Annotated in this window: 17 protein-coding genes and 1 riboswitch; of the genes, 15 read left to right on the top strand and 2 right to left on the bottom strand. The window is 66.3% G+C overall.

Features of this window, described 5'->3' with window-relative positions:
• Positions 1-74 precede the first annotated feature (74 nt).
• Positions 75-680 carry a cytidylate kinase-like family protein gene (locus FX134_RS09330; RefSeq protein WP_080800873.1) on the bottom strand — a complete coding sequence of 202 codons (606 nt, stop codon included), beginning with the start codon at positions 678-680 and terminating at the stop codon, positions 75-77.
• Between the two features lie 318 nt (positions 681-998).
• On the bottom strand, positions 999-2,516 hold the full coding sequence (locus FX134_RS09325) for an alanine/glycine:cation symporter family protein (RefSeq protein ID WP_080800869.1): 1,518 nt from the start codon (positions 2,514-2,516) through the stop codon (positions 999-1,001).
• 137 nt (positions 2,517-2,653) lie between these two features.
• Positions 2,654-2,752: riboswitch (glycine riboswitch) on the bottom strand.
• Positions 2,753-3,101: 349 nt separating this feature from the next.
• On the opposite strand from FX134_RS09325, the gene FX134_RS09320 reads away from it, so the two are divergent.
• From FX134_RS09320 to FX134_RS09250, 15 genes are all read left to right on the top strand, one after another.
• Positions 3,102-4,538, top strand: coding sequence for a helix-turn-helix domain-containing protein (locus tag FX134_RS09320; RefSeq protein WP_143412171.1), 1,437 nt, complete (start codon positions 3,102-3,104; stop codon positions 4,536-4,538).
• A 228-nt stretch (positions 4,539-4,766) separates the two neighbouring features.
• Complete coding sequence (locus FX134_RS09315; RefSeq protein WP_232050892.1) at positions 4,767-7,601, top strand: molybdopterin-containing oxidoreductase family protein; 2,835 nt, start codon at positions 4,767-4,769, stop codon at positions 7,599-7,601.
• A 1-nt stretch (position 7,602) separates the two neighbouring features.
• Positions 7,603-8,175, top strand: coding sequence for a 4Fe-4S dicluster domain-containing protein (locus FX134_RS09310; protein ID WP_080800858.1), 573 nt, complete (start codon positions 7,603-7,605; stop codon positions 8,173-8,175).
• 2 nt (positions 8,176-8,177) lie between these two features.
• Entirely contained in the window at positions 8,178-9,056 is an 879-nt protein-coding gene (locus FX134_RS09305) for a dimethyl sulfoxide reductase anchor subunit family protein (RefSeq protein WP_080800855.1), read from the top strand.
• Between the two features lie 141 nt (positions 9,057-9,197).
• A complete protein-coding gene (locus FX134_RS09300; RefSeq protein WP_080800852.1) occupies positions 9,198-9,872 on the top strand; it encodes a TorD/DmsD family molecular chaperone in 675 nt (224 codons plus the stop codon).
• An 85-nt stretch (positions 9,873-9,957) separates the two neighbouring features.
• A complete protein-coding gene (locus FX134_RS09295; protein WP_232050998.1) occupies positions 9,958-10,698 on the top strand; it encodes a 4Fe-4S dicluster domain-containing protein in 741 nt (246 codons plus the stop codon).
• On the top strand, positions 10,695-11,579 hold the full coding sequence (locus tag FX134_RS09290) for a 4Fe-4S binding protein (RefSeq protein ID WP_080800846.1): 885 nt from the start codon (positions 10,695-10,697) through the stop codon (positions 11,577-11,579). The genes FX134_RS09295 and FX134_RS09290 overlap by 4 nt, the downstream gene beginning before the upstream one ends.
• 145 nt (positions 11,580-11,724) lie before the next feature.
• Positions 11,725-12,909, top strand: a complete 1,185-nt coding sequence (locus FX134_RS09285) for a GGDEF domain-containing protein (protein WP_080800844.1) — start codon at positions 11,725-11,727, stop codon at positions 12,907-12,909.
• A complete protein-coding gene (locus FX134_RS09280; protein ID WP_087881556.1) occupies positions 12,906-14,057 on the top strand; it encodes a GGDEF domain-containing protein in 1,152 nt (383 codons plus the stop codon). Before FX134_RS09285 ends, FX134_RS09280 begins: the two co-directional genes overlap by 4 nt.
• Positions 14,058-14,164: 107 nt before the next feature.
• Positions 14,165-14,518, top strand: coding sequence for an Hpt domain-containing protein (locus FX134_RS09275; protein WP_087881555.1), 354 nt, complete (start codon positions 14,165-14,167; stop codon positions 14,516-14,518).
• Positions 14,519-14,522: 4 nt separating this feature from the next.
• Positions 14,523-16,049: a response regulator gene (locus FX134_RS09270; RefSeq protein ID WP_080800837.1), complete on the top strand. Its 1,527-nt coding sequence runs from the start codon at positions 14,523-14,525 to the stop codon at positions 16,047-16,049.
• Positions 16,046-18,241, top strand: a complete 2,196-nt coding sequence (locus FX134_RS09265; protein WP_080800834.1) for a hybrid sensor histidine kinase/response regulator — start codon at positions 16,046-16,048, stop codon at positions 18,239-18,241. Before FX134_RS09270 ends, FX134_RS09265 begins: the two co-directional genes overlap by 4 nt.
• Positions 18,238-19,626: an ABC transporter substrate-binding protein gene (locus FX134_RS09260; protein WP_080800830.1), complete on the top strand. Its 1,389-nt coding sequence runs from the start codon at positions 18,238-18,240 to the stop codon at positions 19,624-19,626. Before FX134_RS09265 ends, FX134_RS09260 begins: the two co-directional genes overlap by 4 nt.
• Positions 19,627-19,638: 12 nt before the next feature.
• Positions 19,639-20,109, top strand: a complete 471-nt coding sequence (gene rlmH / locus FX134_RS09255; RefSeq protein ID WP_080800827.1) for a 23S rRNA (pseudouridine(1915)-N(3))-methyltransferase RlmH — start codon at positions 19,639-19,641, stop codon at positions 20,107-20,109.
• Positions 20,110-20,501: 392 nt separating this feature from the next.
• Positions 20,502-21,995 carry a Fic family protein gene (locus FX134_RS09250; protein ID WP_080803946.1) on the top strand — a complete coding sequence of 498 codons (1,494 nt, stop codon included), beginning with the start codon at positions 20,502-20,504 and terminating at the stop codon, positions 21,993-21,995.
• Positions 21,996-21,998: the final 3 nt, after the last annotated feature.

Here is a 21,998-nt window from a genome sequence, read left to right as displayed (position 1 = left end):
GCCTGGGGTAGGGCCTCTGGGCGCGCCGCGAATGTTTCACGTGAAACATTCGCGTTTCACCTGTGGAAATGATACTAGCGGCCACGCGCTTCGATGAAGGCGCGGATCACCGACACGGCGCCGGCGGCGTCGAGGTCGCCGGAGTTGAGGCAGAGGTCGTAGTTGCGCGCCTGGCCCCAGTTCTCGTCGGTGAAGTAGCGGTAGTAGCTCGCGCGGTTCTTGTCGACGCGCGCGATGCGGGAGCGCGCCTCGGCCTCGGACAGGTTGTTGCGGCGCATCACGCGGGCCACGCGCGCCTCCATCGGCGCGCTCACGAACAGGCTCACGAGGCCCGGATGCCCCGACAGCACGTAGTCGGCGCAGCGGCCCACGATGACGCACGGCCCCTCGTCGGCGATGGAGCGCAGGATGTCCACCTCGGTCTTGTACACGCGCGACGCCACCGGATGCTCGATGTCGGTGCCGCAGAAGAAGCTGTTGGGGTTCAGCAGCAGCGGCCGCATCGGCTTCTCGTCGAAGTCCTCCACCACGTCGCCGGAAAGGCCGCTCTCCTCCGCGATGCGCTTGAGCAGCAGCTTGTCGTAGTAGGCCGCGCCCAGCTCCTCGGCCAGCCGCTCGCCGATCTCGCGCCCGCCGCTGCCGTACTCCCTGCTGATGGCGAAAACGAGGTGCTGCTCCATGCCGATTCCTTCCCCTCCGCGCGCCCGGGCGCGCCGCGATTGCGTCGGTGGGTATTGTACCCGAAAACGCGCCGCGCCCGGAGCGACGCGGCGCGGCGCGAGCAGCGCGCAGCAAAATCCCGTGTTCGTGGCAGAAAACGACGTTAATCGATCATCGGAGGGCGCCGAATTTCGTTTTGGCGCGGCTACCGGTTCTGCTCACGCGCATCGCCCCAGCTCAGAGCGATGGCGCATTTCGCGTCCGACGCGAGGGCTGGGGACGATGATCGATGAGCGTCGAAAACTGCCACGAAAGGGCGTTTCGCGTGCGCGGGTTCCCTACGCGTTCACGCCGAGGCGCTCGTCCAAGGGGTCGATGGGCGGGATGTCCCAGTCGTCGCCGGGCAGGTGCGGGGCCATGGCCTCCTCGTCGCCGGCGGCGCGCAGGCGCTCGAAGTAGTCGCGCGTCTCCTTCGCCACCACGCCGGACAGCGCGATGAGGGCCACCATGTTCGGCAGCGCCATCAGGCCGTTGAAGATGTCGGCGATGGTCCACACGGCCGCCACGGTCATGTAGGGGCCGATGAACACGCAGAAGATGTAGAGCCAGCGGTACGCCTTCACCGCCTTCATGTTGCCGTTGCTGAAATACTCGAGGCACCGCTCGCCGTAGTAGTCCCACCCGAGGATGGTGGTGAACCCGAACAGCACGAGGCACGCCATCAGCACGAACGACACCACCTCGCCCGGGATGAACGGCAGGCCCGCCTGGAACGCGGCTGTGGTGACGGCGGCGCCCTCGAGGCCGGGGATCTGGTACGCGCCCGTCATCACGAGCGCGAGGCCCGTCATGGTGCACACCACGATGGTGTCGAGGAACGTGCCGGTCATGGACACGAGGCCCTGGCGCACCGGCTCCTTCGTCTGCGCGGCCGCGGCGGCGATGGGCGCGGAGCCCAGGCCGGCTTCGTTGGAGAAGATGCCGCGCGCGATGCCCTTCTGCATGGCCACGATGATGGCGCCGAGCATGCCGCCGGCTGCCGCCTGCAGGCCGAACGCGCTCTGGAAGATGACGGCGAACGCGCCGGGTACCTTGTCGAGGTTCGTGAAGATGAGCACGAGCGAGAAGCCCACGTACAGCACCACCATGGCGGGGATCACGCGCTCGCTCACCTTCGCGATGCGCTTGAGCCCGCCGATGACCACGAGGCCCACCAGCAGCGCCAGCAAAAGCGATCCGATGACGGTGAAGATGGAGTAATCCATCCCGAGGATGCTCACCGTGGCGTTCTTCTCGGGATCGAAGAAGCCGGTGATGGCGCTCGAGATGCTGTTCACCTGCGTGAACGTGCCGATGCCGAACAGGCCCACGCACATGCCGAAGAACGCGAAGATCTTCGCCAGCCAACGCCAGTTCCTGCCCATGCCGCGCTCGATGTAGTAGAACGGGCCGCCCAGCACGTGGCCGGTCTTCTTGTCGATGCTGCGGTACTTCACGGCCAAGAGGCCCTCGGAGAACTTGGTGGCCATGCCGAACAGCGCGGCCAGCCACATCCAGAACAGCGCGCCCGGGCCGCCCGCCACGATGGCCGTGGCCACGCCCACGATGTTGCCCGTTCCGATGGTGGCCGACAGCGCCGTGCACAGCGCGCCGAAGCTGGTGACCTCGCCCTCGCCGCCCGTTTCGTTCTTCACCATGTAGCGCAGCGCGCGCGGCAGCTGGCGGAACTGCACGCCGCGCAGGCGCACCGTGAGCAAAACGCCGCCGAACAGGATGAGCACCATGAGGGGCACGCCCCAGATGAAGTCATCGATAGCTTTCAACGCGGCGTCGATGACGCCAAAGAACCCTTCCACGAACCTTCCTCCTTCAAGCAGAAGCCTTCATACGGTTTCCGCGCGCCCCGAAGGGAGGTTCGGCCTGGGAAGAAGGAGCGATGAAACGACGAAGCGCAGGAGGGCATGGGCGCGACGCGGTGCGCGCGGCAAGCCGATAGCTGTGCTCTGTCCTTTGGCCTGAGAGTTTCGGCTGGCCGGGCGGCCGCCTTGCCCCTTCGGCACCCAATCGCTTGGGATTCTCCAGAGGCCCCTTCCGCATCCAGTTTCGAGCGGCCGGCGCTCGATCCAGGGTGTTTCAACGGGGTGCGCTATGAAATTGCGGACGCCATTGTAGCAGGTAAGCCCGCGGATGTTAACAAGAAGTTTTCAACTGCGGACGAGCAGCGGACGAGGCGGGGAGCGCGGGGCGGGCCGGAAGGCGGGCGCCGCCCGGAACGACGGCCTCCCGTCGCTGCGCGCCCCCCTGCGCTCCCTAAATCTTTTTTGCATGCTTTTCCGCTGGTGGCATGACGAATACCACCTAAGGGGGTATGGGAAACCGGCGCTTCTCGGCTAGAATGGAACATCGTGGGGACGTCGAGCGGACGCTGGGGGGCGATCGTGATGGGGAACGGCACAGCGGGCAAGAAGAAGACGGGGGCCGCGCAAAGGGGCGAGGCTCTGCTGGTGGCGGCGTACTGCCTGTCGTGCTGCGAGATATTCTTCCTGTACCGCAACTTCCGCATCCCCGCCGATTACCTGGAGTCCATCACCATCCCCTTGTTCGGCAGCTTCGTCGCCGTCATCTCGGCATTGGCGCTGTGCCTCGCGCTGCTGGCGGCCTACATCGTGTTCAAGAAGCGGATCGGCAGCGACCGGCACCTGGTGGCGGCGTGCATCTGCTCTTCGGTGGCTCCGATGTTCCAGCTGGTCGTCGGGCACGCCCTGCGCCAATCGTGGGCCATCATCCCCTGCATCGTGCTCACCGCCGCCGGGTTCATCTGCTTCCTTCCCGAGATGGTGCGCCGGCTGGCATCGGTGGGCGTGTCGTGCTCGGTTCGCTGCAACATCGCCGCCTGCATCGCGCTGCTGGTGGTCGCGCCGCTCTCGAGCCTCGTTCCCATGGAGGTGTTCATCGTCGCCATGTGCCTGAACCCCGCGCTCACCCTGTACTGCCTGCGCGCGTCGAGCGCCGCCAGCACGAGCGTGGCGTCGGTTGAGGTGCAGGAGGGGCAGAAGATCCCCAAGATCCTGCTGCTCACCATCATCGCGGCATGCGTGATGGAGGGCGTGGTGGCGGCCGTCGACTACTCCGAGATGGACGACGTCTCGAAGATCGTGGTGTTCTCGCTGGCCTACATCGTGGCGGCGGGGCTGATCTACGTCGTGGTGCTGCGGTCGCGGAGCAACTACAACAACGCCATCTTCCGGGTGTGCTTCCCCGTCATGGCGGCCGGCGTCTCGCTGTTCGTGTTCGAGGGCGCGTTCGCGCTCAACGTGGGCACCTTCATCTTCCTGGTGGGCAGGCAGCTGTTCGCGGCCACCATATTGGCGCTGGTGGTGTACCTCATCCGCTATCTCGGCTCCGATTACTACCTGCTCAGCGTCAGCGCGGTGGTGGGCGCCATGCTGGGAAGCTGCGTGGGGCTGGCGCTGTACGGCTTCCTCGGCCAGACGGCCCCGCCCGCCATTCTGCCGCCGACGTTTCTGGTGTATCTGCTCCTCGGCGTGCTGCTGGTGGCCATCTACCTGATGAGCGCGAGCAACCTGAAGACGCGCTGGGGCATGGTGGCCATCGACGACTCGGAGGAGAAGGTGGGGCTCACGTTCGAGCAGAGCTGCTTGATCCTGGCCGAGAAGTGGGGTCTCACCAAGCGCGAGAGCGAGATCGTGGCGCTCATGGTGAAGGGGCGCGACAAGCAGGCCATCGCCGAGAAGCTCTACATCTCCGAGGGCACGGTGAAGGTGCACGCGCGCAACATCTACCAGAAGATGGGCATCCACTCCAAGCAGGAGCTCATCGACCTCGTGGAAAGCACCGAAGAGAGCATCAAGGAATAGCGCTTCGCTCCATCTGTTGCTACCACCTCAAGGGGTATTTCTTGTTTCCCCACGTGAATATGCTTGCGAGGGGTATGTGCTTCTCGCCCGTCCGTCGCATACTCGCCTTCGGTTCTGCTTTGGCCAAGCAAACAGAAACGACGAGACGAGGAAGACGGAGGAGAGATGTCGCTCAAAATGAGTCGTCGGGGCTTTGTGAAAGCCTCGGCTCTAGCAGCTTCTTCGGCCATGCTCCTCAATCCTGCGAGCGCGTTGGCGCAGGATGCAGAGGGCGCGGCCGCCAGTTCGACCGGCGATGTTGAGATCATCCCCAGCGCGTGCCGCCAGTGCTACGGCCGCTGCGCGCTGTTCGGCCATGTGAAGGACGGCCGCCTGATCAAGGTGGAGGGCAACCCCGACCTGTTCAGCGAGGGTACCCTGTGCGGGCGCGCGTTCGCCATCCCGCAAGAGCTGTACAACCCCACGCGCATCCGCTACCCGCAGAAGCGCGTCGGCGAGCGCGGCGAGGGCAAGTGGAAGCGCATCTCGTGGGAGGAGGCCTACGAGACCGCGCGCGACGCCTACACCAAGATCGGCGAGGAGTACGGCTGGCACACCATCGCCCATCAGTACGGCACGGGCCGCGACAACCACCAGTTCCAGGCCATCAACCGCCTGTGGCTGGAGCTGGGCAGCACCGCCACGTTCGGCGTGGGCAACCTGTGCTGGCTGGGCTCGTACTTCACGAGCCAGCGCCTGTACGGCGACGAGACGCAGTACACCGGCTGGGACGGCAACAACGCCGACTGCATCCTCATCTGGTGCCGCCAGGAGCGCAGCCGCGGCTACTACGACTGGCTCACCGTCAAGCGCGCGCAGGAGCGCGGCGCGAAGGTGATCGCGGTCGACCCGCGCTACACGTGCACGGCCAGCAAGGCCGATCTGTGGCTGCCCATCCGCCCCGGATCGGACATGGCGCTCGCGCTCGCGTTCATCAACGAGATCGTGCACTCGGACAAGTGCGACACCGACTTCGCCCGCTACTGGACGAACGCGCCGTTCTTCATCGACGAGGAGGGCACGGGTTACCAGCTGCGCGAGTCGATGATCAAGGAGGGCGGCAACGTCGAGCTCTACCCCGCATGGGACGAGGCGCACGACCAGCTGATCTACTGGTCGGGCGACTGGCAGAACAAGAACGGCGTGGGCGGCGACAAGGCGCTGCAGTGGCTCGACGCCGAGGGCAACATCGTGGCCGACGCGGTTCCGGCGCTCTCCGGCAGCCGCGAGATCAACGGCAAGACCTACCGCACCAGCTGGGACATCCTCGTTGAGCACGTCACCCCGTGGACCATCGAGCGCGCCGCCGACTTCTGCGAGCTGCCCGAGGACAAGATCCGCGAGGCCATCAAGCTCTACATCGACGCGAGCCCCCACGCGTGCTTCACGCGCGGCCAGAAGGTGGAGTTCTCCATCAACACGTCCGGCATCTCGCAGGCGTTCACCATCATGATGGCGCTGGCCGGCAACTTCGACACCGAAGGCGGCCAGAACATCGGCCGCGAGCCCGCCACCGGCTACGAGAACTCCATGTTCGACATCGTGCCGCAGATGCAGGGCCTGATGAGCGAGCTGCGCATGAACACCGCGCGCAACATCCACAAGCTGTCCGTGTGCCAGAACACCGGCCACCAGAAGATCCTCGTCGCCGACGACAAGACCGGCGAGCTGATCGAGACCGAGCAGAAGAACGGCGGCCAGGTGGTCCTCGGCCAGCAGGGCGGCTTCGGCGCGGCCACCACCAAGGCCATGCTGGAGGGCGACCCGTTCCAGATCCACGGCCTGTGGCAGCAGACGTCCGAGCCCATCATGTCCATCGAGGCCGGCCGCGATATCGCCGAGGGCATGAAGAAGCTCGACTTCTTCGTGAACGTGGACATGTACATCACCCCTTCCGGCGAGCTGGCCGACCTCCTGCTGCCGCCGGCGCACCCCAACGAGGTGGACCGCGTGGAGTGGCCGCACTCCGGCCACGGCTATCCCACCAGCCACACGCTGCTCATCCGCCAGCCGTTCCATGCGCCGCTCGGCGAGTGCAAGGACGACATGGACATCTGCTTCGAGTTCGCCAAGTACATGAACGTGAACATGTACTGGAAGGACAAGTACGAGTGGTTCGACTACATGCTGGCCGGCCCCAAGACGCTGCCCGAGAACCTCAAGTCGAACTTCGAGGACTTCCGCCAGCGCATCTCCATCACCGGCGTGCAGATGTCCGAGGTGCGCGGCATGCCGAAGTACAAGAGCGGCATGATGCGCAAGAGCGGCGACATGAAGCCCGGCTTCAGCACCATGTACCGCGGCAACAAGCAGGGCGCCGTCTACCGCACGCCCGGCTACAAACTGCCCGACGGCACCGAGGTGCCCGGCCATCCGCAGTCCGACAACGGCAAGATGGAGCTGTGGAGCGAGGACCTGTTCCTGTACGGCAACGGCCCGCTGCCCCTGTACATCGAGCCGCCCATCACGAAGCGCTCGCGCCCCGACCTCGTGGAGGAGTACCCCTACACGCTGATCACGGGCGGCCGCAGCCACGCGTTCTTCCACACCGAGTACCGCAACAGCCCGTGGATGCGCGAGGTGCACATGTTCCCGACGGTGGACATCAATCCGGCGACCGCCGCCGAGCACGGCATCCAGCAAGACGACTGGGTGTGGATCGAGACGTACGTGGACCGCATCCGCCAGCGCGCGAACCTGACCGAGTCGATGAAGCCCGACATGATTCACGTGGAGCACGACTGGTGGTTCCCCGAGCGCGAGGCCACCGACGATCTGCACGGCGCGTTCGACTGCAACTGCAACATCCTGTTCGAGAACGACGGGCCCTACGACCCGGCCGTGGGCACGGACAACTACGGCGGCCTGTGCAAGATCTACAAAGCCGAGGAGGGCGCGCCCGACAACATCTGCATGACGTCCGAGGATCTGAAGATATTCCTGCCGCTGAGCGCCGAGACGCTCGCCGCCGACGAGCAAACCGACGGCGTGTCGCAGGTGACCGTGAAGGGAGGTGTGGCGTAGCATGACGCGGAACATCATCGCTATCGATCTGGATAGCTGCATCGGCTGCCACTCCTGCGCCGTGGTGTGCAAGCAGGAGAACAACGTGGGGCTGGGCACGTTCTACAACAAGGTGCTCACCGTGGGCCCGTCCGGCACGTACCCCGACCTGGAGATGTACTACCTGCCCGTGGCGTGCCAGCACTGCGACAACCCGGAGTGCGTGAGCGTGTGCCCCACCGGCGCGAGCTACCGCCGCGAGGACGGCGTGGTGCTGGTGGACCACAGCAAGTGCATCGGCTGCCAGTATTGTGTCATGGCGTGCCCTTACGGCGTGCGCACGTACGACGAGAGCAAGGACAAGGGCGTCATCGAGAAGTGCACGATGTGCGCGCACCTCATCGACAAGGGCGAGAAGCCGGCGTGCGTGAAGCACTGCCCCGGCCAGGCGCGCCTGTTCGGCGACGCGGACGACCCCGAGTCGGATGTGTCGAAGATGATCGCCAAGAAGAGCGTGCACAAGCTCAAGGACGTGGGGAACCATCCGGGCGTGTCGTACGGCTTGGACAAGTTCACCTGGAAGGGAGATGAGTGAGCATGGATATCCAATGGCCCCTTCTGATCTTCAGCGTCCTTCTGGGCGTGACCTCGGGAGCGTTCGTGTTCCTGGGCGTGGGCGAGCTGCGCGGCAAGTTCAAGGACGTGCGGTTCATGGGCGCCCTGATCGCGCTCATCTGCCTGGCCGTGGGCGGCTGTGTGTCGGTGCTGCACATGGGGCATCCGGAGCGCGCGACGCACCTTCTGGGCAACCTGGGCTCGGGGCTCTCGAAAGAGCTGTTCATCGTGGCGCTCATGGGCATCGTGGCGTTGGTGTACCTGGTGCTGGCGAAGAAGGACTACCCCGGGGCGTCGAAGGCGTTCGGCGTGCTGGGCGCGGTGCTGGGCCTGGTGCTGCCCTTCGTGGCGGGCGCGTCGTATCTGATCGCCGCCCGTCCCGCGTGGGATAGCGTGGCGCTGCCCTTGATGTTTTTGGGCGCCGGGCTGGCCATGGGCATGACCTTGATGGCGGGCCTCGTGCTGCTGCGCGGCAAGGCCGCCGAAGAGGGCGGATTCGCGCTGAAGCTGGCGCTGGCGGGCGTCGTCATCATGGTGGTGACCACGGCGGCGTACGTGGTGTGGATCGCCATCGCGCCGTTCCCTGCGCCGTCGCGCTCCATCGAGCGCTTGGTGTCGGGCGATATGGCCATGATGTTCTGGGCGGGCGTCGTGGTGATCGGCATCGTGGCGCCGGTCGCGCTGACCGCGCTGGCCTGCGTGAAGGCGACGAAGGGCGACGGCGGCTCCGGCGTGGCCGACCCGAAGGCGCTCGCGTTCATGATGTTCGGCGCCTGCGCGTGCACCGCCATCGGCGCCGTGGTGATCCGCATCATCATGTACGGCGTGGGCACGAGCGTGGAGCAGTTCATCTACCACTGATCGTAACGGCGGGCGCGCCCTGCAACGGGCGCGCCCGGCCCCTCGACCTTCCCCCGTGCCTGAACGCGGCACCCCCCCCACTGCGTTCAGGTACGGGGGACGGCCGACGAGAACTGAGGAACGAGAACCAAGGAGACAGCCATGACCGAAACCATGCCAGCCGAGCTGGCGGACAACCTCATCGACTTCTGCGAGAACCGCCGCCGCGTGTACGCGCTGCTCTCGCGCTGCTACGAGAGGGAGCTGGACGCCCCCTTCGCAAAGGAGCTTGCCGAGGCGGCCCTCGAGTCCGACGACCCGGCGCTTGCCGAGGGCTTCGCCGCCCTCAAGGCCGACCTCGCCGCGTGCGACGACGCCGCGCTCGAGGAGCTGGCCGTCGTGTTCAACCGCGCGTTCTTCGGGATGGGCCCGCGCACCGCGCAGAAGGCGTTCCCCTACGAGTCGGTGTACACGAGCGAGGGCGGCCTCATGATGCAGGACGCCTACAGCGAGGTGCTGGGCCTCTACCGCGCGGCCGGCTTCGCGAAGGACCCAGGCTTCACCGAGCCGGAGGACCACCTGGCCATCGAGCTGGCCTTCATGGCGCTTCTCTGCGGGCGCGCGGTGGAGGCCCTGCGGGCGGGCGACGAGGCGGGCGCCGAGCGGCAGCTGCGCGCCCAGGCCTCCTTCGCGCGCGAGCACCTGCTGAACTGGGTGCCCGTCTTCGCCTGCGAAATGCGCGCGGCGGCCGAAGGCGGGTTCTACGAGCACCTGGCTTCGTTCACCGAGGCGTATCTGGACGCCGACGCGCGAGCGCTCGCCGAGGTCGTGGAGTAAGTGGCGGTGTCCCAAACGGGACAGTCCCCATTTTGGCATAAAAGGGGACTGTCCCCTTTTATGCCATTTTGAGACGAGAGGGATGATGGGTGTGGAAGAGATTTCCCGGCGCGGCTTTCTGGCCGCGGGGGTGGCGGGTGCGGCGATGGTGGGCGTCGGCGGGTTCGGCGCGGTGACGCGGCAGGCCGACGCGGCGTTCGTGCGGCCTCCGGGCGCGGCATCGAACGCGCAGGTGGCGGCCGCGTGCGACCGCTGCCAGAAGTGCCTGCAGGCATGCCCCTACGGCATCGTGACGCCCGTGCCGCTGTCCGAGAGCCTGGTGGCCTACGGCACGCCGACGCTGTCGTTCGAGCACGGCTGCTGCGACTTCTGCATGAAGTGCGTCGAGGCGTGCCCCACCGGCGCGCTTTCGTTCGGCGGGCCGCTCGAGCGCGACCTGGGCGTGGCCGTGGTGCTGCGCGACGCGTGCGTGGCCTGGGACTGGGCCGGCTGCACCGTGTGCAAGGACGAGTGCCCGGTGGAGGGCGCCATCACGCTGGACGACCACGACCGTCCCATCGTGCACGCGGATTACTGCGACGGCTGCGGCAAGTGCGAGCAGGTGTGCCCTTCGGCGTCGCTGCGCGCCTACGACGCGAGCGTTGCGAGCAAGGGCATCGTGGTGGTGTCGCGCGCGAGCGAGGCCGCGTGGGCCGAGGGCGCCGTATCGAGCGGCGAGCTGGCGGCGGGCCGTTTCGCCAAGGCCGCGCAGCCGCTCGCGCCGCACGATAAGGGCGTGCATCCGGACGGGCCTGACAACACGCGCGAGGCGGGAGGAGCGGCATGAAGACGCATATGAAGATGGCCCGCATCGTCGTGGCCGCGGGCGTGCTCGCGCTGGCCGTCGTGTCGGCCCACCTGGGCGGCGGCGCGGCGGTCGGGACGCTCTGCGCGCTCTGCCCCGTGGGGTTCGCCCAGATCGCGGTGGCCGCCAAGAGCGTGCCGTGGGCGCTGCTGCCCGGCGTGCTGGCGGTGCTCGCCATCGTGTTTCTGCTCGGGCGGGCGTTCTGCGCGTGGCTGTGCCCCTCGCAGCTGCTGAAAAACGTGTTCGGCGGCCATGCGCCGCGCGGCATCCTCGGGCGCGGCGGGAAGGCTCCCGCAGTCGCCTTCGGTTGCTCGTCGTGCGGCAGCGCCAGCCTGAAATCGCAGGGCGCGGTGCTCGCCGTGCTGCTGGCCGTGTCCTTCGCCGTCGGGTTCCCGGTGTTCTGCCTGCTGTGCCCCATCGGGCTCGTGTTCGGCACGCTCTGGGCGCTGAACCGCGTGTTCGTGCTCTTGCAGCCGGGCTGGGAGCTCGTGATATTCCCGCTCATGCTGCTGGCCGAACTCTTCCTGTTCAAGCGCTGGTGCGCGGCCATCTGCCCGCTCGGGTTCTTCTTCGGGCTGGTGGGCAGGCTGCGCGCGAAGCTCGGCTTCGGCGTCCGTCCGGCGGCTGACTGCACCACGTGCATCTCGCACGAAGGCTGCCGCACGTGCTCGACGGTGTGCCCGGAGGACATCGACGTCGCGCATCCCGGTACGGCCGCGCTCGACAGCTGCACGTTCTGTCTCGACTGCATGGAGAACTGCCCCACGAGCTCCATCAAGCTCGCGCTGGGGACGGCGCAGCCGGGTTCGGAGCAGCCGGCCGAGGCTCCCGCGCCCGAAGACGCGACCCCTTCAACGCGCTGACCGAATCGGCCCCTCCCGCCCCTGCGTCGTGGTGTCATTTTGATAGGCAACGTGCTCTACACTGCGGTGATGTGCAGGCTTTTCGGAGGCGCGGGGTGCCGGTTTCGAGCCAAGAGGGCCTGCGCTCGAGTCGAGAGGAAGTCGTTTGGGCATCGCCGCGCAGGTTAACATCTATTTCTTCCCCCTCATGGTGCTGGCCATCATGTGGTACGACAGCCTCGTGAGCGGCCCGCGCGACCGCTCCGCGAGGCTGTTCCGCGCCTCGCTCGCGTTCTCGTTCGCCGCCATGGCGCTTGAGGCGACCATGTGGTTCATGAACGGCGAGGGCGGGTTCCCTTGCGAGCTCGTCCTGGGGCTGAATACGGCCTACCTGCTGGTGGCTGGCGCGAGCACGCTTCTGTGGCCCGCCTACCTGCACGTGCAGCTGCGCGGGAACCGCAGCCTTCTGAGCAGCCGCCGCCTCGCGTTCGCGGTCATAGCGCCCTACGTCGTGATGGCCGCGCTCGTGCTCTCGAACATCGTCACCGGCCTCATCTTCACGGTGGACGCCGTGGAGGGGTACCGGCGCGGGCCGCTGTTCTTCCTGCCGTACGCGCTGATGATGGCGTACCTCGCGGCCGGATTCACGTCGGCGCTCGTCGCGCGCTCCCGGCAGGCTTCGGCCAGCGCTCGGAACCGGGCGCTCTTCCTGGCGCTGGTGGGGCTGCTGCCCATCGTGGGCGCCGTCGTGCAGATGTCCTTCTACGGCTGGTGGCTCATGTGGCCGAGCGTGGTGGTCATGCTGCTTCTGGTGTACCTCACCATCCAGAACAGGCGCCTCGAGAGCGACCCGCTCACCGGCCTCGGCAACCGCCGCGCGTTCGACCGCCGGCTGCAGGCGCAGCTGCATCGGCCCGGCGACAGCGGCTGGTGCTTGATGGTGATCGACGTGGACGGGCTGAAGATCATCAACGACACGCGCGGCCACGCGGCGGGCGACGAGGCGCTCTGCCGCATGGCCGACGCCCTGCGCGCCACGTTCGGCGCGAGCGATTCGTTCATCGCGCGGTTCGGCGGCGACGAGTTCGCCGTCATCGCCCCCTGCGCGGGCAACGAGGGGGCCGAGGCGCTCGTGGCGCGCCTGGGGCGCGAGGCGCTCGCCGTGGGCTCGGGGCTCGACGGGGTGGCGCTCGAGTTCAGCGCGGGATTCGTGCTCGGCCATGCCGACGACGACCCTGCGGCGCTGGTGAAACGGGCCGACGAGGCGATGTACCGCTGCAAGGAGGCGCGCCGGCACGCGAGCGCCTCCGGGCGCGTGTTCGCGGGGACGGCGGGGAGGGACGGCGCATGAGCGGCATAGCGTATCTGCAGGTGGATGCCATCACCGTGTTGGTGCTGGCCATCCTGTTGGTGAACTCGGCGCTGCGCCTGCCGTACTCGCAGACGAACAAGCTCTTCCGCATCCTCGTGGTGCTGCTGATGGCGGCCTCGGCGTGCGATGCGGTGTCGTGGACGTGCGACGGATGGGCGCCCGCGTGGGCGCTGTACGGGGTTAACGTCGCGCTCGGTCTGCTGTCGGGCGCCGTGTCGTTCACCTGGTTCCTCTACGTGTGCGCCGTCGCCTTCGACTACGAGGCCTTCTTCCGGAGGCGGCTGCTTATCTTCGCGGTGTCGCTGCCGGCCCTCGCCTTCGGGGTCGTCGCGCTCTCCGCGCCGTGGACGCACGCCCTGTTCACCATCGACGGCACCGGCCATTACCAGGAGGGCACGCGCTACTACCTCCTGTACGCGCTGGGGTACAGCTATGTGGTGGCGGCTTCGGCGATAGCCCTGGTCCGCGCCGCGCGCGAGACGTTTCCCTGGAAGCGCCGCCGGCTGTACGACCTGGCCGCGTTCGTGGTGCCGCCGTTTTTCGGCGCCGTTTTGCAGGTGGTGCTGGACGGGATCGCGGTGCTGCTGCCGTCGATGGCCCTTTCCGTGCTGCTGGTGTACGTGGCCCTGCAGCGCGACGAGATCTCGCTCGACGGGCTGACGGGCCTGAGCAACCGGGCGAGCCTCGAGAGCACGCTCGAGCACCGCTGCGGCGAGGCGGCGTCGCAGCCCTGGTGCCTCGTCATGCTCGACATCGACCAGTTCAAGTGGGTGAACGACCGCTACGGGCACGTGGCGGGCGACGAGGTCCTGCGCACCATGGCCCACGCGCTCAAGATCGTGTTCGGGCGGAAGTCGGCCTTTCTGGCCCGCTTCGGCGGCGACGAGTTCGTCGTGCTGTACGACGGCGCCGGCGAGGACGAGGCGCGCGGGGCCATCGCCGAGGTGGCGCGCACGCTCGAGAGCCTGTGGACGCAGCGGGGATGGTTCGCCTCGGTGGGGTTCAGCGCGGGCTACGCGCCGGTTGCGAAGGGGGAGCGCTGCGACCCCGAGGAGCTGCTCGAACGCGCCGACGCCCTCATGTACCGCGACAAGCAACGCGAGCGGCAGGATGTAAGCCGCGGCTGACATCGCGGCTGATAAGCAGAACCTGCCCCTGTCGGAACTGGTTGAAAACGGTTATGATATGCGGTAACACGCTTTGCTCATCTGTCAGGGGAGGCTGGAGAGCGCGCATGGAGGTACGGGAGCTATACGAAACGCTGGGCGTTCCCTTCGAGGGAGTGCTTGCCGTGCTGCGCAAGGAGGATCGCATCAAGGTCTACCTCGAGCAGACGGTGGGCGACCCGTCGTTCGCCGCGCTCGCCGACGCCATGGCCGCGCGCGACTACCCGGCGGCGTTCCGGGCGGCCCACACCATCAAGGGCATGGGCCTGAACCTCATGCTGAACCCGCTCACGGACGCTGCGGTGCCGTTGGTGGAATGCCTTCGCAGCGGCTCGCCCGACGAAGCCGAGGCAGAGGCGCTGTACGGCCGGCTCAAGAAGGAGGGCGACAACCTGGCCGCCTTGGTGGGCGGCCTCTCGTGACGCCATGAGCGCAGGCAAGCGACAGACCATCCTCATCGTGGACGACACGGCGCTGAACCGGTCGTTGCTCTCCGACATCCTCTCGCAGGAATACGACATCTTAGAGGCGCGCGACGGCGTGGAGGCCGTGGAGTTGCTGCGCCGCAAGGAAGGCGCCATCTCGCTGCTTCTGCTGGACATCGTCATGCCGAACATGGACGGCTTCGACGTGCTGGCCTACCTGCACCGCCACAACTGGAGCGCCGAGATACCCGTCATTGTGATTTCGGCCGAGACCTCGCCCGCCTACATCCGCAAGGGCTTCGAGCTGGGCGTGGTGGACTACGTGAATCGCCCGTTCGACCCCGAGGTGGTGCTGCAACGCGTGCGCAACACCATCGCGCTGTACGCGAAACAGAGCCGGCTCAAAGACCTCGTGGTTGAGCAGGTGGGCGAGCGCGAGAAAACGAACACGCTCATGGTGGACATCCTGAGCACCATCGTGGAGTTCCGCAACGGCGAATCAGGGTTGCACGTCACGCGCATCCGCATCATCACCGAGCTATTGCTGGAGGCCATGAAGCGGCGCTTCCCCGAATACGAGCTCACGCCGTCGAAAATAGCGCTCATCTCCAACGCGGCGGCGCTGCACGATATAGGCAAAATTGCCACTCCCGAAGAGATTCTGAACAAGCCGGGCCGCCTGACGCCCGAAGAGTTCGAGATCATGAAGGAGCACGCCGCCGTGGGCGACGACATGTTGGCAGGGCTGCACTTCGGCAAAGACGAGCACTTGGTGCAGTACGCGCGCCAGATATGCCGTTGGCACCACGAGCGCTGGGACGGCGGCGGCTACCCCGACGGTCTGGTGGGAGCTCAGATTCCCGTGGCCGCGCAGGCGGTGTCGCTGGCCGACGTGTACGACGCCCTGGTAAGCGCGCGCGTGTACAAGCCGCCCTACACCCACGAGCAGGCTATCGCCATGATCACGAACGGCGAGTGTGGTGCGTTCAACCCCGACCTTTTGCAGTGCTTCCTCGACGACGCCGACTACATCAAAGAGATGGTGCGCATCCGCAGCGACGGCTCGAACGAGGTGTTCGACGTGGGAAAGCTCTCGCGCGAGGTGATGGAGCGCACCGCGCCGGGGCTGTCCGACCGTACGGTGTTGCTGCTGGAGCGCGAGCGCGTGAAGACGGCGTTTTTCGCGTCGCTTGAGGAAGGTGTGCTGTTCGACTTCGACCCGGGCAGCGATACGCTCGTGTTTTCGGGGACGCAGCGCGCGCAGTTCGGCCTGCCCGAGATAGTGGTGGGCATCGCCGATGCCGACGTGCCGCCCCAGGTGAAGCCCGCCTTCGGGCTGGTGCGCGACGCCGTGTACGCCGCGACGGAGGATAACCCGGTGGCGAACGTTGAATTCGAGGCCGTGGACGTGGAAGGCGTGCGCCATGCGTGCTTGGCCACGTTCCGGGTTATCTGGCTGACCGACGGCGGCCTGCCGCGCCGCATGGGGACGGTGGGGCGGCTCAAGGTTGTGGACGGCTCGGCATGATCGCGCGGGCGCGGGCCACTCTGGGAAGCCGCTTCCTCGCCTACGCGGCTATCTTCGCCGTGGCCGCCGCGCTGCTGGGCGGGGGCTACTGGCTGTACCAGCAGAGCGTGGCCGACGCGGTGGGCGGCACCACGTCGTCGTTCATGGCCCAGGTGGCCGAGCACGACGCGCAGGGCATCCGCAATCAGATGAATGGCAAATGGGACTACCTCGAGGCCCTGAGCGAGCGCATCCGGCTCAACCGCGAGGAGAACATCTCCGACATCTCGTACATGCTGGGCATCGAACGGCGCGCCTCGGCGTTCGAGCAGCTGTACCTGATCACCGAAGGCGGCACGGTGTACGCCGACTCGTATTTGAAGGCGGACCTCGGCAGCATGCCGTGGGGCGGTCTCTACGAAACGCAGGACGATCGCTTCGCGCAGCGCTACGACCTGGAAGAACCCGAGATATGGGGCGAGTACCTGCTGTACGGCGTGAAGCTGGACGCGCCCATCGCCTGCGCCGGCGAGCTTGTCGAGGGCGTGGTGGGCCTGGTTCCGCTGTCGAACATCGAGAGCAGCATGCAGTTCGAGAGCTTCGACGGCGAGGGCGTGGCGATGGTCATCCAGTCGTCGGGCGACGTGGTGACGGCGGGGCGCTACTCCAACAGCATCCACGGCAACAACTACTTCAAAAGCATCGAGGGCGCCACGTTCCTGAGCGGCTCCTACGCCGATTGCGTGCAGGCGGTGGAGCAGCGCGAGAACGCGTTCGTGGAATACCGGGGTGCCGACGGGCGATTCTATGCCGCGCTCGCGCCCATCGAGGGCAGCGACTGGTACCTGGTGGTGAAGGTGAGCAGCGCGGTGACCACCAAGCAGGTGGGCGAGCTCATGGCACGCTCGCTGCTGTTCTTCGCCCTGGCGGGCATCGTGCTGGCGGCCGTGCTCGTGGTGGTGTACCGCTCGGTGCAGAACGCGCGCATCGCCCGCGAGTCCGAGAAGGCCAAGTCGGCGTTTCTGGCCAACATGAGTCACGAGATCCGCACGCCGCTCAACGGCCTGGTGGGCCTGCAATACCTCATGCGGCAGAACCTGGGCGACAAGGCCAAGGTGGCCGAGTACCTCGACCAGGCCGACGTGTCGGCCGAGTACCTGAAAAGCGTCATTACCGACGTGCTGGACATGAGCAAGATAGAAAGCGGCCAGATGGAGCTGTACCCGCAGCCGTTCGACCTGGGGAGCATGCTGCGCGACATCGACGTGCTTATCGGCTCGCAGGCCAAGGCGCGCAACCTGAGCTTCGCCATCGATGCCGGAGGCGTGCAGGCGCCGCGCGTCGTCGGCGACGAGATGCGCATCAAGCAGTCCATCGTGAACCTGCTGGGCAACTCGCTCAAGTTCACGCCGGAAGGAGGCGCCATCACGCTCTGTGCTCTCCAGACGCCGGCCACCGAAGGATTCATTACCACGTTCACGGTGTCCGACACCGGCTGCGGCATGTCGCCGGAGTTCCTCGAGCGTATCTGGGAGCCCTTCGAGCAGGAGAGGCGCACCGCCTCGCGCAACGGCACGGGCCTGGGCACCGCGCTCACCAAGGTGCTGGTGGAGAAGATGGGCGGCACCATCAGCGTGAAAAGCCAGCTGGGGCAGGGCTCGACGTTCACCATCGACGTGCCGCTGCCCCTTGCGGAGGAGCAGGACGATACCGCCGCCCGGTCGCACGAGGGGCGCGACGAGGTCACGCTGGAGGGCATGCGCGTGCTGGTGGCCGAGGACAACGACGTGAACCGCATGATCATCGAGGACATCCTGGCCGACGAGGGTTGCGACGTCACCGCCGTGTGCGACGGGCGGCAGGCTGTGGACGCCTTCGTCGACAGCGACCTGGACGCGTTCGGCGTGGTGCTGCTGGATTTGCAGATGCCGGTGATGACCGGCTACGAGGCCGCCGAGGCCATCCGCGCGCTCGATAGGCCCGACGGCGCGCGCGTGCCCATTCTGGCGCTCACCGCCAATGCGTTCCATGAGGACGTGGAGCACGCCAAGCGCTGCGGCATCGACGAGGTGGTAACGAAGCCGCTCGACGTGGGGCTTCTGCTGGACAAGCTGAAAGTGGTGGACGACGCGGCGAAACGCGCCGACGGCGGCCGGGCGGGGCAGGCGGACGCATCCCCTGCGGCCCCGGTGGATAAGGAGGAACCACGATGAAACTGACGAAGAAGGCGCTCTCGGTGGCGCTTGCGGCCGCGCTGGCCTGCGTGCTGGCATCGTGCGGCGGTGCGGGCGGCACGGGCGGCGCGGCGGGTGGGGACGCCCCGGGTTCCGGCTCGACCGAGAAGAAGCAGGTGACCATCAACGTCAAGTGCCCGCCCATGGCCATGGCCTTCGACGAGGAGCACGCCGATGCCGAGGTGATCGACATGCTGCAGGCGGCCGGCGAGGCGTTCTGCGCCCAGTACGAGGGCGCCGACGTCACCATCAACTACACGAAGTTCCCCTACGTGGAAGAGAAGGAGTACATCATCGATATGTTCGGCACGCCCGAGGCGGCCGACGTGGTGTTCGCGGGCCCCTTCAACGTGCCCACCTATATCCATGAGGGACGCGTTGCTCCGCTCGACGACATGATAGACAACGAGCTGCGCGCCGACATCGACGACGCCATCTGGGAGCAGTGCTCGTCGGGCGGCCAAACCTACGTGATGCCGTTCTACCAGCTGCAGAACACTTACCTGGTGCGTGCCGACCTCATGCGCGAGGCGGGGCTCGACAAGTACATCCCCGCCGACGGGCAGATCGCGCAATGGTCCACCGACGAGTTCAACGAGATCCTCCAGGCGCTGAAGGCCTCCATGGGCGGCGATGCCAGCTTCCCGCTGGCCATGTTCGCGGCCGACAACCAGGGCGACACGCATACCATGACGCTGCTGCGCGCCTATGGCTGCGACTTCTACGACGAGACGGGCCACTTCAACCTGAACACGCCCGAGGGCATCAAGGCGCTCCAGTGGATAGCCGATCTGAACGAGCAGGGCATCATCCCGCGCGGGGCCGAGAACATGGATTTCTCCAGCAACATCAAGCTGTTCGAGAGCGGCCAGGAGGCCATCGTGCCCGGCAACAAGACCATCCTGAACAACGAGCGCAACCTGGGGCTGGATGTGTTCCTGGCCAACTTCCCCAGCATGGACGGCGACGGCCTGGCCACCACGTTCTTGAGCGGCTTCACCGTGTTCGACAACGACGATGCCGACAAGGTGCAGGTGGCGAAGGACTTCGTGCGCTTCGTCTACGACCACGACGAGTACCTGCAGTACGGCATTGCCGGCACGCCGGTGAACAAGTCGTATGTGGAGAAGCGCAAGGGCGACGTGGAGCTTATCGAGGCGTACAGCCAGAACTCCGAAAACACGGTGGACTTCCTGCACAACACGCCGAACTGGGAGGCCGTGCGCGCGGCGTTCTACCCGAACATGCAGGACCTGCTGCGCGGCACCAAGACGCCCGAGGAAGTGGCCGCCGCCATCGATGAGACGTGCAACGCCGCCATCGACGAGGGCTTCGCCGCCGTCGAGGCCAACAAGAAGAAGTAAGGGGCGGCCGGCATGAGGTTCACCGTCGTGGCGGTGGGGAAGCTGAAGGAGCGCTTCTGGACGGACGCGTGCGCCGAGTACCTGAAGCGCCTGCAGCCCTACGCGAAGACCGAGGTGCGCGAGGTAGCCGACGTGGACCCCGCGCGCGCCGGCGGGGTGGCGGCCGCGCGCGAGCGGGAGGGGGCCGCCGTGCTGGCGGCGCTGACGGCGTCGTCGCACGTGGTGCTGCTGGCCATCGAGGGGAAGGAGCGCTCGAGCGAGGGGCTGGCGCAGCGGCTGGACGAGCTGAAGCTGCGCGGCACGAGCGACATCGCGTTCGTGGTGGGCGGCTCCGACGGTGTGAGCGACGCCGTGCGCGCCCGCGCCGACGAGACGCTCTCGTTCGGCAAGATCACCCTGCCCCACAACCTCGCCCGCGTGGTGCTTTTGGAGCAACTCTACCGAGCCCAAAAAATCTCCCGCGGCGAACCGTACCACAAGTGAGGCCGCCTTCTGTCGCGGGAGGGGGCGGCCTTGTTGTCTGAGCGAGCGAAGCCCCCTCCGTTGTCATCCTATGAGCGAGCGAAGCTGCCCCCTATTGTCATCCTGAGCGGAGCGGCGTAGCCGCGGAGTCGAAGGATCCCCCGCGGCGCCAGCCGTTTCCCCGCATGCACGAAATTCACGCCTGTGCGAGCTGTTAGCCGAATCTAACTCGCTTGCGGATGCTTCCCGTCTCCATAATGCCAGGTCGCGCTTCGCTAAATCCCCTCGAAAGCAAGTTAGCCTCCCCCAACACCTCGCACAGACGCAAATCTCATGCACTCGCGTTCGTCCGAACCCGCTTCGCCAGGAGCGCTATAATGGCGAAACCGAGAAACCGTAGGGTGGGGGCGACCATGCCGGAGCAGCAGAACATAGAATGGAAATCGGCTTGGAAGGACGAGCTGTTCCAGTGGGTGTGCGGCTTCGCGAACGCGCAGGGCGGCACGCTGCTCGTCGGCGTCGACGACGAGGGAAGGCCCGTCGGCCTGAAGAACTCGAGCCGTCTTCTCGAGGATATCCCCAATAAGTTGCGCCAGACGCTTGGCATCATCTGCGATGTCGACCTTCGCAACGACGCCGAAGGCGTGCCGTACCTCTCCATCACGGTGCCGCCGTACCCCGTTCCCATCAGCTATAAAGGCCTCTACTATTATCGCAGCGGCAGCACGAACCAATTACTGACGGGCGCGACGCTCGATCGGTTTCTCCTGCAGAAGAAGGGTCGCACCTGGGATTCGCTGCCTCATCCGACGGCGCGCCTTGAAGACCTTCGCCTTGACGTGGTGAAACGGTTCAAGGAGCGTGCGGTGCGGAAGGGGCGCTTGCCCGAATCGGTGCTTGAGGAGTCGCTTGAGGAGCTGCTCATGCATCTGCGTCTGGTGGACGAGCGCACTGGGATGCTCACGAATGCAGCGGTGCTGCTGTTCCACGAGGATCCGGGCCGCTACTTCACCGGGGCGCATACGAAGATCGGCTATTTCGAGAACGCCGACTGGGACCTTCGCTACCAGGATGACATAGGGGGCCCGCTGGTTGAGCAGGCAGATCGGGTCGTCGACATGCTGTACACGAAGTATTTCAAGGCGCCCATCCACTACGAAGGGTTCCAGCGTGTGGATCAGTATCCTTATCCCGATGCGGCCGTGCGCGAGGCGGTGTACAACGCGCTGGTGCACAAGGAGTACGCGACAGGCATTGCCATCCAGATCAGCGTGTACCCCGACAAGCTGTACATCGCGAACAAGGGGTGCCCGCCGCAGGAGTGGACGCTCGAGGACTTGCTGGGGAAGCATACGTCCGAGCCCAACAACCCGAACATCGCGACGGCGTTCTATCTCATGGGAGACATCGAGAACTGGGGGCGCGGCGTCGGCAAGATCTGCGACGCGTGCGCGGCCGACGGCATCCCGAACCCCGAGTACACCATCAAGGCCGGAACGACCATGGTCAAGTTCGTCACGCTCCCCGAGCGCGTGGTGCGGGAGGCCACCGACCCAGTTAAGACGCCGACCGACCTAGTTACCGACCCAGTTAAGATGCCGAGTGACCCAGTGAGTGACCCAGTGAGTGACCCAGTGAGTGACCCAGTGAGTGACCCAGTGAGTGACCCAGTAGAGGCCGGCACCGACCAAGTTACCGACCAAGTTGCGATGTTGCTCGAGGTTTTAGGATCTGACGAGCTCGGCACAACGGATCTCATGAAAGCACTTGGCCTGAGCCATCGAACGGCTTTTCGCCGCAGATATATCGACCCCGCCCTTGAGCTAGGACTCATAGAGCGGACTATCCCGGAAACGCCGAACAGCAACAAGCAGAAGTACCGCAGAACGACTAAGTTGACCGACTAAGAA

It is taken from the genome of Arabiibacter massiliensis (assembly GCF_902386925.1).
Taxonomy (GTDB): domain Bacteria; phylum Actinomycetota; class Coriobacteriia; order Coriobacteriales; family Eggerthellaceae; genus Arabiibacter; species Arabiibacter massiliensis.
This window is presented reverse-complemented; position numbering and strand designations above follow the sequence as displayed.